Here is a 14,578-nt window from a genome sequence, read left to right as displayed (position 1 = left end):
GTGCGCCCCGGGTCGCACCCGGCGCCACGGAATATCCGCAGGTCAGCGGGGCTGGTCGGGCTCCCGCGCCCGGGGTTGCGGTCGAGTCCCGGACCCGCTCGGAGGTACTCCTCATGCGCCATCCAGCCCGCTCGGTCGCCGCCTCGACCGCCGCCGCCGTCCTCGGCGCCACCCTGCTCGGCGGGACCGCCCCGTCGTCCGCCGCCGTGCCCGACCGCGACCGGGTGTTCCCCGCACGCATCGAGCTGCCGCCGGGCTTCCAGCCCGCGGGGATCACGATCACCCGCGGCACCGCCTGGCTGGGCTCGCTGGCCGACGGCGACATCTACGAGGTGTCGCTCCGCACCGGGCAGGGCACCGTGGTGAGCCAGGGACCGAGCACGCCCTCGGTCGGCCTGAAGAGCGACCGCCGCGGCCACCTCTACGTCGCCGGCGGCCCGTCCGGCACCGCCCGCGTCGTCGACGTGGACAGCGGCGACGTCCTCGCCGAGGTCGCGCTGACCACCGGGACGAGCTTCGTCAACGACGTCGTGCTGACCCGCCGGTCCGCCTGGTTCACCGACTCCTCCCAGGCCCAGCTCTACCGCCTCGATCGCTCCGCCTCGGGCGTCCCGACCGGGACGCCGACGACGCTGCCGCTGGGTGGCGAGTGGGTCCAGGGCACCGGCTTCGGCGCCAACGGCATCACGACCGCCCCGACGGGCCGGGGCCTCCTCGTCGTCAACTCGACCACCGGCGTGCTCTACCGGGTCGACCGGGTGACGGGCGAGGCCGTCGCCGTCGACCTCGGCGGTGCGATGCTCACGCAGGGGGACGGCATGCTGAGGGTCGGGCGCACCCTCTACGTCGTGCGCAACCAGGCAGGCGAGATCGCGGTGCTGACGCTCTCACGCACGGGCCTGGCCGGACGGCTGGTCCGCACCATCACCGCTGCCGACCTGGACCCCTCGACCAGCTTCGACGTGCCCACGACGGTCGCGCGGTCCGGCTCGCACCTCTACCTGCCGAACGCACGGTTCAGCACCACCCCGACGCCCACCACGGACTACTGGGTGACCAAGGTGCGGGCGACGCCGACGCGCCACCACTGACCGTTCACCGGCGCGGCGACGCCGTGTCGGGCCGTCCGAAGCGTCCCGACGCGATCCAGAGAAGGGCGACGACGACCCCGCCGACGGCGGCGTACCCGCCGCGGGCGGCCTCCGGGACGCTGGCGAATCCGGCCCCGAAGAGCATCGAGACGGCGAGGGCGATGAAGGACAGTGTGTTCCGGTTCATGGGTGCGACTCTGCCGTCAGCGCCCGCGCACCGCCCGTGCCACACGGCACGACCTCGACATGACATCGGTCATGGCACGGTCGCCGAGGTCCGGACGGGGGATGAGGGTCTCGAGCCGCCCGTCACGGACTCGCACGCTCGCCCGTGGGGCTCCCTCAACCTCTTCGGGTCACGCCGCCACTCGCTTCGCTCGTGGCGACGTGCCTCAGACGTTGAAACCCAGCGCCCGCAGCTGCTCGCGGCCGTCCTCGGTGATCTTGTCCGGGCCCCACGGCGGCATCCAGACCCAGTTGATCGCGACGTCGCCCACCAGGCCCTCGAGGGCCGACTCGGTCTGGTCGGTGATCACGTCGGTCAGCGGGCACGCCGCCGAGGTGAGGGTCATGTCGAGCACCGCGTTGCTGTGCTCGTCGAGGTGCACGCCGTAGACCAGGCCGAGGTCGACGACGTTGATCCCGAGCTCGGGGTCGACGACGTCCTTCATCGCCTCGGTGACGTCGTCGACGGTGACCGTCGCGGTGCCGCCACCGGTCGCCTCGGGGACCTCGGGCAGGTCGGAGTGGTCGGTCTGGGACTCGCTCATGCGGGATCTCCTTCAGTCTGGGCCTGGGTGGTCGCGTCCTTCCACGCCATCCAGGAGAGCAGCGCGCACTTCACTCGCGCGGGGAACTTGGCGACGCCGGCGAACGCGATCCCGTCCTCGAGGACGTCCTCGTCGGGCTCGACCTGCCCCTTGCCCTGCATGAGCTCGAGGAAGGTCTGGTGGATCGACATCGCCTCGTCGAGCGGCTTGCCGATCACCAGGTCGGTCATCACCGACGCCGAGGCCTGGGAGATCGAGCAGCCGACGCTGTCGTAGGACACGTCGTCGACGACCCCGTCGGCGAGGTGCACCCGCAGGGTGATCTCGTCGCCGCAGGTCGGGTTGACGTGGTGCACCTCGGACTCGAACGGGTCGCGCAGGCCCTTGTGGTGCGGGTTCTTGTAGTGGTCCAGGATGATCTCCTGGTACAGGCTGTCGAGGTCGGTGCTCATCTCAGTCCACCTTGAAGTAGCTGCGGGTCGCGTGCAGCGACTCGACCAGCGCGTCGATCTCGGCCGGCGTCGTGTAGAGGTACGACGACATCCGCGTCGAGGCCTGCACGCCGAAGCGGGCGTGGGCGGGCTTGGCGCAGTGGTGCCCGGCGCGCACGGCCACGCCGCGCGAGTCGAGCACCTGGGCGATGTCGTGCGGGTGCACGCCGTCGAGCTCGAACGAGATCGCGCCGCCACGCTGCGTGGCGTCGAGCGGGCCGAGCACGGTCAGGCCCGGAACCGACTGCAGGCCCTCGAGGGCGTACGCCGTGATCGCCTGCTCGTGGCGGTGGATCGCGTCCAGCCCGACGTGGCCGAGGTAGTCGACCGCCGCGCCGAGACCCACGGCCTCGACGATCGGCGGCGTGCCCGCCTCGAAGCGGTGCGGCGAGCGGGCGTAGGTCGAGCGGGCCATGGTGACCGTCTCGATCATCTCGCCGCCGCCGTGGAACGGCGGCAGCGCGTTGAGCAGCTCCTCACGGCCCCACAGCACGCCGATGCCGGTTGGCCCGCACACCTTGTGGCCGGTGAAGACGAGGAAGTCGCAGTCGACCTCCTGGACGTCGACCGGCAGCTGGGGCGCCGCCTGCGAGGCGTCGACGACCGACACCGCGCCGACCGCCCGCGCACGGGCGACCAGGTCGGCGACCGGGTTGATCGTGCCGAGCATGTTGGACACCCACGTGAAGGCGACGACCTTGGTGTGCTCGTCGACCAGCCGGTCGGCGTCGGACAGGTCGAGGTGACCGTCGTCGGTGAGCCCGAACCAGCGCAGCTCGGCGCCCGAGCGCTCGCACGCCAGCTGCCACGACACGATGTTGGAGTGGTGCTCCATCTCGGTGATGACGACGTTGTCGCCGGGGCCGAGCTCGATCGTGCGGGCGAGCAGGTTGAGCGCCTCGGTGGCGTTCTTGGTGAACACCACCTCGTCGCGCGAACGGGCGTGGAGGAACGCGGCCACCTTGTCGCGCGCACCCTCGTAGGCCTCCGTCGACTCCGCGCCCAGCTGGTGCATGGCGCGGGCGATGTTGGCGTTGTGGCGCTCGAGGTGGTCGACCATCGTGTCGATGACCACCTGCGGCTTCTGCGAGGTGTTCGCGCTGTCGAGGTAGACCAGCGGCTGCCCGCCCGCGAGCGTGCGCTCGAGGATCGGGAAGTCCTTGCGGATCACGTCGAGATCCGGGAGCAGTCCCTCCATCGTCAGTCCTTTCCGGTCAGCCGTCGGTGGTCGAGGTGCGAGCGCAGCGAGCCTCGAGACCTCAGGCGTTGGCCTTCACGTACTTGTCGTAGCCCTCGGCCTCGAGCTGCTCGGCGAGCTCCTTGCCGCCGGACGCGGCGACCTTGCCGTCGACGAAGACGTGGACGACGTCGGGCTCGATGTAGCGCAGGATGCGGGTGTAGTGGGTGATCAGCAGGACACCCTTGCCGTCCTTCCCACGGAACCGGTTGACGCCCTCGGACACGATCTTGAGCGCGTCGATGTCGAGGCCCGAGTCGGTCTCGTCGAGGATCGCGACCTTGGGGTCGAGCAGCTCGAGCTGGGCGATCTCGTGGCGCTTCTTCTCGCCACCGGAGAAGCCCTCGTTGACCGAGCGCTGGGAGAAGGTCGAGTCGAGGTTGAGCCGCTCGAGGGCGCCGTTGACGTCCTTGACCCACGTGCGCAGCTTGGGGGCCTCGCCGTCGATGGCGGTCTTGGCGGTGCGCAGGAAGTTGGCGACCGAGACGCCCGGGACCTCGACCGGGTACTGCATGGCGAGGAACATGCCGGCACGCGCCCGCTCGTCGACCGACATCGACAGCACGTCCTGGCCGTCGAGGGTCACGGTGCCACCGGTGATCGTGTACTTCGGGTGGCCGGCGATGGAGTACGCCAGGGTCGACTTGCCGGAGCCGTTGGGGCCCATGATGGCGTGGGTCTCTCCCTCGTTGATGGTGAGGGTGACGCCCTTGAGGATCTCCTTGGGGCCGTCCTCGGTGTCGACGGTCACGTGGAGGTCGGTGATGACGAGCTTGCTCATGCGGGGGTGACTCCGTTCAGGGTGGTCTCGGTGTCGACGTAGACGACGCCGTCGCGTACGTCGACCGGGAAGGTGGCGACCGGCTCGGTCGCCGGGAGGTTGGTGGGCTTGCCGGTGCGCAGGTCGAACATCGAGCCGTGCAGCCAGCACTCGATCTGGCAGCCGCCGTCGGTGCGCTCGACCTCGCCCTCGCTGAGGGCGACCTCGGCGTGGCTGCAGGTGTTCTCGATGGCGAAGACCTCGTCGCCGTCGCGGGCGACCGCGACGTCGAAGCGACCGAGGGTGACCGCCAGCGCCTGGTCGGCGGGCACCTCGTCCAGCGTGCAGGCGCGCTCGAAGCTCACTGCGCGAGCTCCTTCAGCACGTTCTTGGCGAGCTCGGCCTCGACCGTGGTGAGCAGCCGGTCCTCGATGGACGGCACACCGACCTTGCGGATCAGGTCGTTGAAGAAGCCGTGCACGACCAGGCGCTGGGCCTCGGCCTCGGAGACGCCGCGCGACTGCAGGTAGAACAGCTGCTCGTCGTCGAAGCGCGCCGTGGTGGAGGCGTGGCCGGCGCCCTCGATCTCGCCGGTCTCGATCTCGAGGTTGGGGACCGAGTCGGCGCGGCAGCCGTCGGTGAGGACGAGGTTGCGGTTCTCCTCGTAGGTCTCGATGCCCTCGGCGACCTTGCGGATCAGCACGTTGCCGATCCAGACCGTGTGGGCACCGTCGCCCTGCAGCGCGCCCTTGTAGACCACGTTGCTCCGGGTGTGGGGGGCGTTGTGGTCCGCGAAGAGTCGGTGCTCGATGTGCTGGCCCTCGTCGGCGAAGTAGAGGCCGAGCAGCTCCGCGGAGCCGCCGGGACCGGCGTAGGTCACGTTGGCGTCCATCCGCACGACGTCACCGCCGAAGGAGATCGCCGCGTGCTTGTAGCTCGCGTCGCGACCGACCAGCGCCTGGTGGTGGGCGAGGTGGACGGCGTCGTCGGCCCAGTCCTGGATCGAGACCACGGTGACGTCGGCGCCGTCGCCGACGACGATCTCGACGACCGCAGCGACCGAGGCCGAGCCGGTGTGGTTGACGACCACGACGGCCTTGCTGTGGGCGCCGAAGCGGAAGGTCAGGTGCCCGCCGGACGTCTCGTCCGCACTGAGCCCCTCGACGTCGAGGACCAGCGGCTCGCTGACCTCGGTGTCGGCCGGGACGTCGACCAGCACGGTCGCGGGGACCTCGTCGAGGACGCGGGCGGCGAACCGGGTGTTGGGCACCAGGCCGCTGATCCCGCGCAGCGCGCGCGCCTCGTCGCCGGTCACGGCGGTGACGGACACGCCCTCGGGCTGGTTCCAGCTGAGCTTCGACGTACGGCCCTCGAGGCCGGCGTCGGCGTGCAGGCCGCGCAGCCGCTTCAGCGGTGTGAAGCGCCAGATCTCCTCGCGCCCGGTGGGCACGGGGTGGTCGGCGACCTCGAAGGAGCCCACCGGGTTGAGGTGGCTCTCGATCTGGTCCTGCTCCAGGGCGGAGCGGACGGATTCGGTGGTGACGGTCACAGCTCTACTTTCGTTGTCCTCGGTCTCGTGACGGTCGCTGCGCGACCTCCTCGACCAGCGGTCGTACGGCAGGCGGGTGGCGGTCAGCCGACCGCGCCCTCCATCTGCAGCTCGATCAGGCGGTTGAGCTCGAGGGCGTACTCCATCGGCAGCTCCTTGGCGATCGGCTCCACGAAGCCGCGCACGATCATCGCCATCGCCTCGTCCTCCTCCATGCCGCGCGACATGAGGTAGAAGAGCTGGTCGTCGGACACCTTGGAGACGCTCGCCTCGTGACCCATGGACACGTCGTCCTCGCGGATGTCGACGTAGGGGTAGGTGTCGGAGCGGCTGATCTGGTCGACGAGCAGCGCGTCGCACAGCACGTTGGACTTCGAGCCGTGCGCGCCCTCGTTGACCTGGATCAGGCCGCGGTAGGACGTGCGGCCACCGCCACGGGCCACGGACTTGCTCAGGATCGAGCTCGAGGTGTGGGGCGCGGCGTGCACCATCTTGGCGCCGGCGTCCTGGTGCTGGCCCTCACCGGCGAACGCGATCGACAGCGTCTCGCCCTTGGCGTGCTCGCCCATGAGGTAGACGGCGGGGTACTTCATCGTCACCTTGGAGCCGATGTTGCCGTCGACCCACTCCATGGTCGCGCCGGCCTCGCAGGTGGCGCGCTTGGTCACGAGGTTGTAGACGTTGTTCGACCAGTTCTGGATGGTCGTGTAGCGCACGCGGGCGCCCTTCTTGACCACGATCTCCACGACCGCCGAGTGCAGCGAGTCGGAGGAGTAGATCGGGGCGGTGCAGCCCTCCACGTAGTGCACGTAGGAGTCCTCGTCCGCGATGATCAGCGTCCGCTCGAACTGGCCCATGTTCTCGGTGTTGATCCGGAAGTAGGCCTGCAGCGGGATGTCGACGTGGACGCCCTTGGGGACGTAGATGAACGAGCCGCCCGACCACACCGAGGTGTTGAGCGCGGCGAACTTGTTGTCACCGACCGGGATGACCGTGCCGAAGTACTCCTTGAAGAGGTCCTCGTGCTCCTTCAGCGCGGTGTCGGTGTCGACGAAGATGACGCCCTTCTCCTCGAGGTCCTCACGGATCGAGTGGTAGACGACCTCCGACTCGTACTGCGCGGCGACGCCGGCGACGAGGCGCTGCTTCTCCGCCTCCGGGATGCCGAGCTTGTCGTAGGTGTTCTTGATGTCCTCGGGCAGGTCCTCCCACGACTGGGCCTGCTTCTCCGAGGAGCGCACGAAGTACTTGATGTTGTCGAAGTCGATGGCGTTGAGGTCCGAGCCCCACGTCGGCATCGGCTTGCGGTGGAAGAGCTTGAGCCCCTTGAGGCGCAGGTCGAGCATCCACTGCGGCTCGGACTTCTTGGAGGAGATGTCGCGCACGACGTCCTCGTTGAGCCCGCGGGTCGCGGCAGCACCGGCGACGTCGGAGTCGGCCCAGCCGAACTCGTACTTGCCGATGCCCTTGAGCTCGGGGTTGAGTTCTTCGATGGAGGTCATTCCTGCTCCTTCTCGGTGGTCGTCGAGGACCGGGGGGTCTGGGGGATGCACGTCGTGCAGACGCCGTCGCCGTGGGCGATGGTCGCCAGCCGCTGGACGTGGGTGCCGAGGACGGCGCCGATCGCCGCCGTCTCGGCCTCGCAGAGCTGGGGGAACTCGTGGGCCACGTGGGAGACCGGGCAGTGCTGCTGGCACAGCTGCTCCCCCACGACCGGCAGGTGGCGCACCGACGCGGCGTAGCCCTGCTGGCTGAACACCCGGGCCAGGGCCTCGGCCGGCGACAGCTCCGGGTCGGCCGCCACCACGGCGGCGTAGTCGCGCTCGACGAACGCGACCCGACGTCGGGCGAACTCGGCCACGGCGTCCTCGCCCTGGGACTCGGCGAGGAAGCGCAGCGCCTGGGCGGCGAGGTCGTCGTACTGCTGGTCGAAGCTGTCGCGGCCCGCCTCGGTGAGCGCGAACACCTTCGCCGGACGCCCGCGACCGCGGGTGCCGTAGACCTTCTGGTCGCGCGGCTCCACGACGCCGTCCTCGGCGAGCTGGTCGAGGTGGCGGCGCACGGCAGCCGGCGTCAGGTCCAGCCGGGCAGCCAGCTCGGCCGCCGTGGACGGACCGTTCTCCAGGATCGTGCGCGCCACGCGGTCACGCGTGGGCGCGTCCCCGTCCTGGGGCGCCGCCGTCCTGGTGAATTCCACAACGACAGTGTGACGTTAATGCCCTCCGCGCTTCAAGGAAGGGTCACCTAAGTCATCGTGCCGCGCCTCTCCCTGCCGGTTCGCGCCCCCAGTTCTGGGTACGTCGGGCGCACCAGCACAACGGAATCCGCACCGGGCGTGGACTGACCCCGGACCGACGGAACCGCCGGCCCGCACCCACGGAGGGAGACGGGGAATGAGGAGAGCAGGACCGGCGCTCGCGGCGCTGGGAGCAGGGGCCGCACTCTGCGGTCTCGTGCTGGCGGCACCGACCGCCAACGGCCAGGTGGGCGCGGCGGCCTCGGCGCGCCTCGCGCCGACGACGACGCTGGCGCTCGAGATGGACGAGCCCGCCGGAGCCACGGTGGCAGCCGACAGCTCCGGGTTCGGCCACGATGCCGCGATCGGCAGCCACGTGCGGATGCGGGGCGGCTACGCGACCATCGACCGGCACTCGCCGGACGAGGGCATCTACTACGGCGCGGACCACCTGATCATGGTCCCCGACGCCGCGGACTCCTCGCTGGACCCCGGCGCCGGCGACTTCACGGTCGAGATCCGCTACCGCTCGACGGTGAAGTTCGGCAACGTGATCCAGAAGGGACAGGCCAAGACGTCTGGCGGGCAGGTGAAGTTCCAGCAGCCCAAGGGCGTCATCAGCTGCATGTTCAAGTCGCCGAACGGTCAGGCGGCCATCGGCTCGAAGACCCCGCTCAACGACGGGCAGTGGCACGTCGTGCGGTGCGAGCGCACGTCCACCCAGGTGACGATGTACGTCGACGGGGTGTTCCGCAACCGGATCCGCAAGAACACCGGCACCATCGACAACAACAAGCCGTGGACCATCGGCGGGAAGCTCGACTGCGACACGAGCAACCCCAACACCGGGGCCGACAGCTGCGACTACTTCGCCGGCGACATCGACTACGTCCACCTGATCAAGGGCTGAGCCGACTCCCCGCCGACGGGGACCGAGCGCGGGCCGCGGATGGCACGCACCTAGAATCGAGGCGTGCCATCCGCGTCCCCTGCCGTCGAGATCGACGGCCTGGTGATGACGTACGGCGACAAGGTGGCGGTCGACCGCCTCGACCTCACCGTGGACCGCGGCTCCATCACGGCCGTCCTCGGCCCCAACGGTGCCGGCAAGACCACGACCCTCGAGACGTGCGAGGGCTACCGCGTGCCGCAGTCCGGCACGGTCCGCGTGCTCGGCCTCGACCCGCAGCGCGACCGCGCCGACCTGCTCCCCCGGATCGGCGTGATGCTGCAGTCCGGTGGCGCCTGGAGCGGCGTCCGGGCGCGCGAGATGCTGGACCACATGGCCTCGCTCCACGCCCGGCCGCTCGACACCCAGCTGCTCAGCGACCGCCTGGGCCTGGCCGACTGCGGGCGCACGCCCTACCGCAGGCTCTCCGGCGGCCAGCAGCAGCGCCTCGGCCTCGCGATCGCGCTCGTCGGCCGTCCCGAGCTGGTCTTCGTCGACGAACCCACCGCGGGCATGGACCCGCAGGCGCGGCGGACCACGTGGGAGCTGCTGGAGGAGATCCGCGCCGACGGCGTGACCGTCGTGCTGACCACGCACCACATGGACGAGGCCGAGCGCCTCGCCGACCGGATCCACATCATCGACCACGGCCGGGTGATCGCCACCGGCACGCCGGCCGAGCTCACCCGGGGCGGTCGCTCCGCGACGATCCGCCTGGTCGTGAACCGACCCTTCCCCGACGGGGCCCCGGAGTCCCTGCGCGCCGACCTCGGCCCGGGGACCGAGGTCCGCCAGCTCGACGAGGTGAGCATGCTCATCCACGGTCCGGCGGACTCCACCACCCTTGGGCACGTCGCCCGCTGGTGCGAGGACCACGACGTGCTGCCCGAGTCGCTGCACCTCGGCCAGCGCACCCTGGAGGACGTCTTCCTCGACCTGACCGGACGGGAGCTCGCACCGTGAGCACGTTCACCCCCGCGCCCGGCGGCGCCCCGCTGGCGCGCATGGTGCGCGCCCAGGCGCGCATGGAGGCGCGGCTGATGCTGCGCAACGGCGAGCAGCTGCTGCTGGCCGTGGTCATCCCGGTGATGGTCCTGGTCGGCGGCGTCGCCGGCGCGGACCGGATCGGCATCGACCTCGGCGGCCACCGGCCGGTCGACGTGCTCACGCCCGGCGTGCTCGCGCTGGCCGTGATGTCGACGGCGTTCACGTCGGTCGCCATCGCGACCGGCTTCGAGCGGCGCTACGGCGTGATCAAGCTCCTCGGCTCGTCACCTCTCCCCCGCCACGGCCTGCTGCTCGGCAAGGTGCTCGCCCTGCTGAGCGTCGTGGCCCTCCAGCTCGTCGTGCTCGTCGTCGTCGGGCTGGCGCTCGGGTGGGACCCGGACCCGGGCCACCCGGCCACCTCGCTGATCGCCCTGGTCCTCGCCGTCGCCCTGGGGACCGCGGCGTTCGCGGCCCTCGGCCTGTTCGTCGCGGGCCTGCTGCGGGCCGAGGCGACGCTCGCCCTGGCGAACCTGGTCTACCTGCTGCTGATGGCCGGCGGCGGCGTCGTGCTGCCGACCAGCTCCTACGGTGCCGCCTCCTCGCTCATCGGCTGGCTCCCGTCCGCCGCGCTCGGCGAGGCGATGCGGGAGGCCGGGCTGCACGCCGCGGTCGACGCCCGGTCCCTGCTCGTGCTGGCCGCCTGGGCCGCCGTCGGCACGTTCCTCACCGCCCGGACCTTCAAGTGGGAATGATGACTGACCTGCTCCACCGGCTCTCCCGGTACCTCTGGCCGCTCGCGGTGGCCAACCTGCTCGCCAACATCGGCATCGTGGTGACCGGCGGCGCGGTGCGCCTGACCGGCTCCGGGCTCGGCTGCCCGACCTGGCCGCGCTGCACCGACTCCTCGTACGTCCCGCACGGCGAGCTGGGCGTCCACGGTGCGATCGAGTTCGGCAACCGGATGCTCACCTTCGCGCTCACCGCGGTCGCGATCGCGTGCTTCCTCGCCGCGCTCGGCGCCCGGCACCGGCGGGCGACCCGGCTGTCCTTCGTCGTCGGCCTCGGCATCCCGCTGCAGGCGGTGATCGGCGGCATCACGGTGCTGACCGACCTGAACCCGTGGATCGTCTCGGGCCACTTCCTGCTGTCGATGGCGATGATCATGGTGTGCGTGGCGCTGCTCGACGAGCTGCGCAGCCCCGACCGGCCCGCCGCCCCGCCGCTGCCGCGTGCGCTCGCGTGGGCCACGCTCGCGGTGGGCTGGGTCGTCCTCTACCTCGGCACGGTCGTCACGGGAGCCGGCCCCCACGCCGGGGACACGGAGTCGCCCCGCAACGGCCTCTCCCCGTCCACCGTGTCGCACCTGCACGCCTACGCCGTCTACGCGCTCGTCGCGCTCACCGTGGCGCTGCTGGTGGTCGCGCTGCGGGGTGGTCACCGGTGGCTCGCGACCGTCACCGCGCTGGTGCTGCTGGTCGAGGTGCTCCAGGGGGTCCTCGGGTGGGTGCAGTACTGGCTGGACCTGCCCGTCGCCCTCGTCGCGCTGCACATGCTCGGCGCCGGCCTGCTCGCCGCGGGACTCGCCCGCGCGGCGCTCGCGGTGCTGCCGCACCACGCGGCGCTCGAGGCGCGACCGGACGCCGAGCAGCAGGCCGAGTCGGCCACCCGGCTGCCGTAGGGACGATCGGCTACGGCCCGACCACCCGGGCCCCCGCGACGTGGCGCGGACCGAGCTTGCGGGCGAACACGACGGTGCGGCGCGAGTAGTCGTCGGCCTTGCAGGCCACGAGGACGATCCGCGGAGGCCCGGACACGGAGTAGAGCGAGCCCATCCGGCGCTTCGCCGACCAGAACTCGCGCCGGGTCACCTCGAAGCGGCAGCCGCCGACCCTGATCCGGTCGCCGCGACGCAGCCGGCCCCAGCGGTCGGCGACACCGTTGCCGGCGCGCCACGCGTGGCCGGCGTAGACGGTGCTGCCGGTCGGGTCGCACGGCGGGTCGCCCTGGGCCCAGGTGTAGACCGTCCCGCGCAGCTGGTTGCCGACCGCGAGCGTGTTGCCGCGCGAGGGCACCTCCACCACCCGGGCATCGGTGCCGGTGCGGGCGATCCGGAGCCGGTCGGGGGCGGCGTGCGCCGCCCCCGCGCCGGCGACCGGGAGCGCGAGCAGTGCGGCCGCCACCGCCAGGACGGCGCGGCGCACGGGGGTCACCGTCCCGTGGCGGGCGCGACCTCGGGAGCCCGCGAGCAGGACTTCGCCGTGAAGCGGATCTTCCACACCTGGCGTCCGCGCAGCTCGACACCCGTCCGGGACGAGGTCGCCCGGATCGTGACCTTCTTGGTGCGGGCCTTGAGCCAGACGCCCTGGCGCACGACCTTGCCGTTGGCGGTGTAGGTGATGCCGGAGCGCTTGCCGACCTTGAACAGGTCGCTGCGGCGGCCGCACTTGTCGATGTGGCGCGCCTTCGCCCGCACGGTGCGGACCTCGGCCGGGAGCACCTCGGGAGGCGTGGTGGTCGGCGGCGTGGTCGGCGGCGTGGTGGTGGGCGGCGTCGTCGGCGGGGTGGTGGGCGGCGTCGGGCAGGCGACGTTGCTGTCGGTGGGTGCCGGGTAGGTGATGACCGTCTGGCCGTTGGTGAACACGTGGCCCTGCTGGGCCGTCACGGTCACGCTGCCGTCGGGGTTGGTCACCGAGGTCCACGGGCCGGTCGGGACCTCGCCGTAGTGGGCGTTGCCCGGACCGCACTCGTCGACCACCGGGATGGTCGGGGCGTCGACCCGGGTGACGTTGCAGGAGTCGGAGAACGCCGCGACGGCGATGCTGCCCGAGTTGGTGGCCGTGACGTTGTTGCTCCAGCGCGCGCCGAGGGTGAGCGTGAGCGGCGAGCCGGGCTTGGTGGTGACGGTCTCCTGGAAGGACCGCGCCTGGGCGGGACCGAAGGTCGTGCCGGTCGGGACGACCGCGCGGTTGGACGACGTCACGGTCTCGGTGCGCTGCTCGCTGTTGACGACGCGCCAGGTGACGAGCCAGCCCCCTCCCTCGCGGCAGGAGACGGCGCCGGTGATCGTGTTGTGGTGCGCGCTCGACGGCGCGGCGAGGCCGATGACCGCGAGGCCCACGGCGACGGCGAGCGCCACCGTCCGCGCGACGGTCCGGGTGACCGAGCCCCCACGGCTCAGATCGATGTGCTGTGCAGGCATGGCGAGTACAACCCCCAAGACGAACGGGGACGCTGATCGCCCCCTCACGCACGATTCAACGCGACACCTCGGGGAAAGACCCGGCAGGGAATCTCAAGCATTCCTCTAGTAATGCTCAAGTCCGAGACGTTTCGGACTGTTTGGGCTAGCGAATCGTTCAGCGGGCCAGCAGCGGGTCGAGCGCGACTGCGACGAAGAGCAGCGAGAGGTAGAGGTTGGAGGCATGGAACAGGCGCATCGGGTTGATCTCCGCCAGCACCTCCGAGGCGCGTGCCCGGGTCCACATCCGGTGCGCCTCGAGCAGGAAGACGGCGCCGAGCACCGCGGCGGCCACGGGGTAGACCAGGCTCGTGCCGGCGACCGGCCAGAGCAGCAGGGAGGTCGCGACCATCACCCAGCTGTAGACCACGACCTGACGACCCACCTCGGCGGCCGGCTTGACCACCGGGAGCATCGGCACGTCGACGTTGCGGTAGTCCTCGCGGTAGCGCAGCGCCAGCGCCCACGTGTGCGGCGGCGTCCAGAAGAACACCACCAGGAACAGCACGACGGGGGTCCAGGCCAGCTCGCCCGTGACGGCGGTCCATCCGATCAGCGCGGGGAAGCAGCCGGCGAGCCCGCCCCACACGATGTTCTGGGTCGTGCGTCGCTTGAGCAGCATCGTGTAGACGAAGACGTAGAACGCGTTCGCCAGCAGCGACAGCGCCGCCGAGAGGTAGTTGACCCAGATCGCCAGCACCACGGTGGACAGCACCGCGAGCACGGTGGCGAAGACCAGCGCCGAGACCGGCGAGACGATGTGCCGCGGGAGCGCGCGACGGCGCGTACGGCGCATCTGCTCGTCGATGTCGCGGTCGTAGACGCAGTTGTAGGCCGACGCCGAGCCTGCGGACAGCGCGCCACCGACCACGGTCGCGGCGACCAGTCCGAGCGCCGGGATGCCGCGCTCGGCGAAGAACATCACCGGGACCGTGGTGAGGAGCAGCAGCTCGATGACCCGCGGCTTGGTGAGCCCGACGTAGGCGGCGACGACGTCGCGCCACGTCTTCGGGGCCTCGGCCGCCGGGCCGTCGTCACCGGTCGGCTGCCGGTCGGACGCAGCAGCGTGCGGGCCGGCGTGGGACACGGTGGGAACCTCGGGGAACGGGAGCGGATGGGACGCGGACGTCGGGGAACCGGAGGGGACGGAGCGCGGTCGGGACCAGCGTCCGCCACCACCCTCAGGCGGGGTCGAGTCTACTCGGCCGCGGCGATAGGCTCGCAGTCGAGGCCACCCCGGGCGCTGTGATCCCTGCTGCACCCCCGGCCG

Annotated in this window: 17 protein-coding genes; 5 read left to right on the top strand and 12 right to left on the bottom strand. The window is 71.2% G+C overall.

All coding sequences use genetic code 11. The features are described 5' to 3' along the window. Nucleotides 1–113 precede the first annotated feature (113 nt). Entirely contained in the window at nucleotides 114–1,091 is a 978-nt protein-coding gene (locus KDN32_RS08580) for an SMP-30/gluconolactonase/LRE family protein (protein WP_211731590.1), read from the top strand. A 4-nt stretch (nucleotides 1,092–1,095) separates the two neighbouring features. Here the strand turns inward: KDN32_RS08580 and KDN32_RS08575 are convergent, their stop codons facing one another. From KDN32_RS08575 to KDN32_RS08535, 9 genes are all read right to left on the bottom strand, one after another. Beyond that, a complete protein-coding gene (locus KDN32_RS08575) occupies nucleotides 1,096–1,278 on the bottom strand; it encodes a hypothetical protein (RefSeq protein WP_211731589.1) in 183 nt (60 codons plus the stop codon). Nucleotides 1,279–1,483: 205 nt separating this feature from the next. Further along, nucleotides 1,484–1,861 carry a metal-sulfur cluster assembly factor gene (locus tag KDN32_RS08570; RefSeq protein WP_211731588.1) on the bottom strand — a complete coding sequence of 126 codons (378 nt, stop codon included), beginning with the start codon at nucleotides 1,859–1,861 and terminating at the stop codon, nucleotides 1,484–1,486. Next, nucleotides 1,858–2,313: a Fe-S cluster assembly sulfur transfer protein SufU gene (gene sufU, locus KDN32_RS08565; RefSeq protein ID WP_211731587.1), complete on the bottom strand. Its 456-nt coding sequence runs from the start codon at nucleotides 2,311–2,313 to the stop codon at nucleotides 1,858–1,860. Before sufU ends, KDN32_RS08570 begins: the two co-directional genes overlap by 4 nt. A 1-nt stretch (nucleotide 2,314) precedes the next feature. After that, on the bottom strand, nucleotides 2,315–3,550 hold the full coding sequence (locus KDN32_RS08560) for an aminotransferase class V-fold PLP-dependent enzyme (RefSeq protein ID WP_372446497.1): 1,236 nt from the start codon (nucleotides 3,548–3,550) through the stop codon (nucleotides 2,315–2,317). 61 nt (nucleotides 3,551–3,611) lie between these two features. After that, nucleotides 3,612–4,370 carry a Fe-S cluster assembly ATPase SufC gene (sufC, locus tag KDN32_RS08555; RefSeq protein ID WP_211731586.1) on the bottom strand — a complete coding sequence of 253 codons (759 nt, stop codon included), beginning with the start codon at nucleotides 4,368–4,370 and terminating at the stop codon, nucleotides 3,612–3,614. Next, nucleotides 4,367–4,714: a non-heme iron oxygenase ferredoxin subunit gene (locus KDN32_RS08550; RefSeq protein WP_211731585.1), complete on the bottom strand. Its 348-nt coding sequence runs from the start codon at nucleotides 4,712–4,714 to the stop codon at nucleotides 4,367–4,369. Before KDN32_RS08550 ends, sufC begins: the two co-directional genes overlap by 4 nt. Next, nucleotides 4,711–5,898 (bottom strand): Fe-S cluster assembly protein SufD, encoded by a 1,188-nt coding sequence (gene sufD, locus KDN32_RS08545; RefSeq protein ID WP_211731584.1) that lies wholly within the window; start codon nucleotides 5,896–5,898, stop codon nucleotides 4,711–4,713. The genes KDN32_RS08550 and sufD overlap by 4 nt, the downstream gene beginning before the upstream one ends. A gap of 83 nt (nucleotides 5,899–5,981) precedes the next feature. Continuing rightward, nucleotides 5,982–7,400: a Fe-S cluster assembly protein SufB gene (gene sufB, locus KDN32_RS08540; protein ID WP_211731583.1), complete on the bottom strand. Its 1,419-nt coding sequence runs from the start codon at nucleotides 7,398–7,400 to the stop codon at nucleotides 5,982–5,984. Next, a complete protein-coding gene (locus KDN32_RS08535) occupies nucleotides 7,397–8,095 on the bottom strand; it encodes a helix-turn-helix transcriptional regulator (RefSeq protein ID WP_211731582.1) in 699 nt (232 codons plus the stop codon). The genes sufB and KDN32_RS08535 overlap by 4 nt, the downstream gene beginning before the upstream one ends. A gap of 196 nt (nucleotides 8,096–8,291) precedes the next feature. Here KDN32_RS08535 and KDN32_RS08530 point away from each other — a divergent pair, with 196 nt between their 5' ends. The 4 genes from KDN32_RS08530 (at nucleotide 8,292) to KDN32_RS08515 (ending at nucleotide 11,748) form a co-directional block, all read left to right on the top strand. Continuing rightward, nucleotides 8,292–9,044 (top strand): laminin G domain-containing protein, encoded by a 753-nt coding sequence (locus KDN32_RS08530; RefSeq protein WP_211731581.1) that lies wholly within the window; start codon nucleotides 8,292–8,294, stop codon nucleotides 9,042–9,044. A 63-nt stretch (nucleotides 9,045–9,107) separates the two neighbouring features. Beyond that, nucleotides 9,108–10,046 (top strand): ABC transporter ATP-binding protein, encoded by a 939-nt coding sequence (locus KDN32_RS08525; RefSeq protein ID WP_307853858.1) that lies wholly within the window; start codon nucleotides 9,108–9,110, stop codon nucleotides 10,044–10,046. Continuing rightward, nucleotides 10,043–10,822: an ABC transporter permease gene (locus KDN32_RS08520; protein WP_307853857.1), complete on the top strand. Its 780-nt coding sequence runs from the start codon at nucleotides 10,043–10,045 to the stop codon at nucleotides 10,820–10,822. The genes KDN32_RS08525 and KDN32_RS08520 overlap by 4 nt, the downstream gene beginning before the upstream one ends. Then, complete coding sequence (locus KDN32_RS08515; RefSeq protein WP_249216386.1) at nucleotides 10,822–11,748, top strand: COX15/CtaA family protein; 927 nt, start codon at nucleotides 10,822–10,824, stop codon at nucleotides 11,746–11,748. Before KDN32_RS08520 ends, KDN32_RS08515 begins: the two co-directional genes overlap by 1 nt. A 10-nt stretch (nucleotides 11,749–11,758) precedes the next feature. On the opposite strand, the gene KDN32_RS08510 is transcribed toward KDN32_RS08515, so the two are convergent. The 3 genes from KDN32_RS08510 to KDN32_RS08500 all read right to left on the bottom strand — a co-directional run bounded on the left by KDN32_RS08510 (nucleotide 11,759) and on the right by KDN32_RS08500 (nucleotide 14,395). Beyond that, the gene (locus KDN32_RS08510) at nucleotides 11,759–12,271 is read right to left on the bottom strand and encodes a class F sortase (RefSeq protein WP_211731579.1); all 513 of its coding nucleotides are present in this window, start codon (nucleotides 12,269–12,271) and stop codon (nucleotides 11,759–11,761) included. A 5-nt stretch (nucleotides 12,272–12,276) separates the two neighbouring features. After that, on the bottom strand, nucleotides 12,277–13,269 hold the full coding sequence (locus KDN32_RS08505; RefSeq protein ID WP_211731578.1) for a hypothetical protein: 993 nt from the start codon (nucleotides 13,267–13,269) through the stop codon (nucleotides 12,277–12,279). 157 nt (nucleotides 13,270–13,426) lie between these two features. Continuing rightward, nucleotides 13,427–14,395, bottom strand: coding sequence for a heme o synthase (locus KDN32_RS08500; protein WP_211731577.1), 969 nt, complete (start codon nucleotides 14,393–14,395; stop codon nucleotides 13,427–13,429). Between the last annotated feature and the right edge of the window lie 183 nt (nucleotides 14,396–14,578).

It is taken from the genome of Nocardioides palaemonis, from assembly GCF_018275325.1.
Taxonomy (GTDB): Bacteria; Actinomycetota; Actinomycetes; order Propionibacteriales; family Nocardioidaceae; genus Nocardioides; species Nocardioides palaemonis.
This window is presented reverse-complemented; position numbering and strand designations above follow the sequence as displayed.

Bases quoted from the DNA above. Each gene is read 5' to 3' on its own strand.
- KDN32_RS08580 (WP_211731590.1), top strand. From the start codon at position 114: ATGCGCCATCCAGCCCGCTCGGTCGCCGCCTCGACCGCCGCCGCCGTC.
- KDN32_RS08575 (WP_211731589.1), bottom strand. From the start codon at position 1,278: ATGAACCGGAACACACTGTCCTTCATCGCCCTCGCCGTCTCGATGCTC.
- KDN32_RS08570 (WP_211731588.1), bottom strand. From the start codon at position 1,861: ATGAGCGAGTCCCAGACCGACCACTCCGACCTGCCCGAGGTCCCCGAG.
- sufU (WP_211731587.1), bottom strand. From the start codon at position 2,313: ATGAGCACCGACCTCGACAGCCTGTACCAGGAGATCATCCTGGACCAC.
- KDN32_RS08560 (WP_372446497.1), bottom strand. From the start codon at position 3,550: ATGGAGGGACTGCTCCCGGATCTCGACGTGATCCGCAAGGACTTCCCG.
- sufC (WP_211731586.1), bottom strand. From the start codon at position 4,370: ATGAGCAAGCTCGTCATCACCGACCTCCACGTGACCGTCGACACCGAG.
- sufB (WP_211731583.1), bottom strand. From the start codon at position 7,400: ATGACCTCCATCGAAGAACTCAACCCCGAGCTCAAGGGCATCGGCAAG.
- KDN32_RS08530 (WP_211731581.1), top strand. From the start codon at position 8,292: ATGAGGAGAGCAGGACCGGCGCTCGCGGCGCTGGGAGCAGGGGCCGCA.
- KDN32_RS08515 (WP_249216386.1), top strand. From the start codon at position 10,822: ATGACTGACCTGCTCCACCGGCTCTCCCGGTACCTCTGGCCGCTCGCG.
- KDN32_RS08505 (WP_211731578.1), bottom strand. From the start codon at position 13,269: ATGCCTGCACAGCACATCGATCTGAGCCGTGGGGGCTCGGTCACCCGG.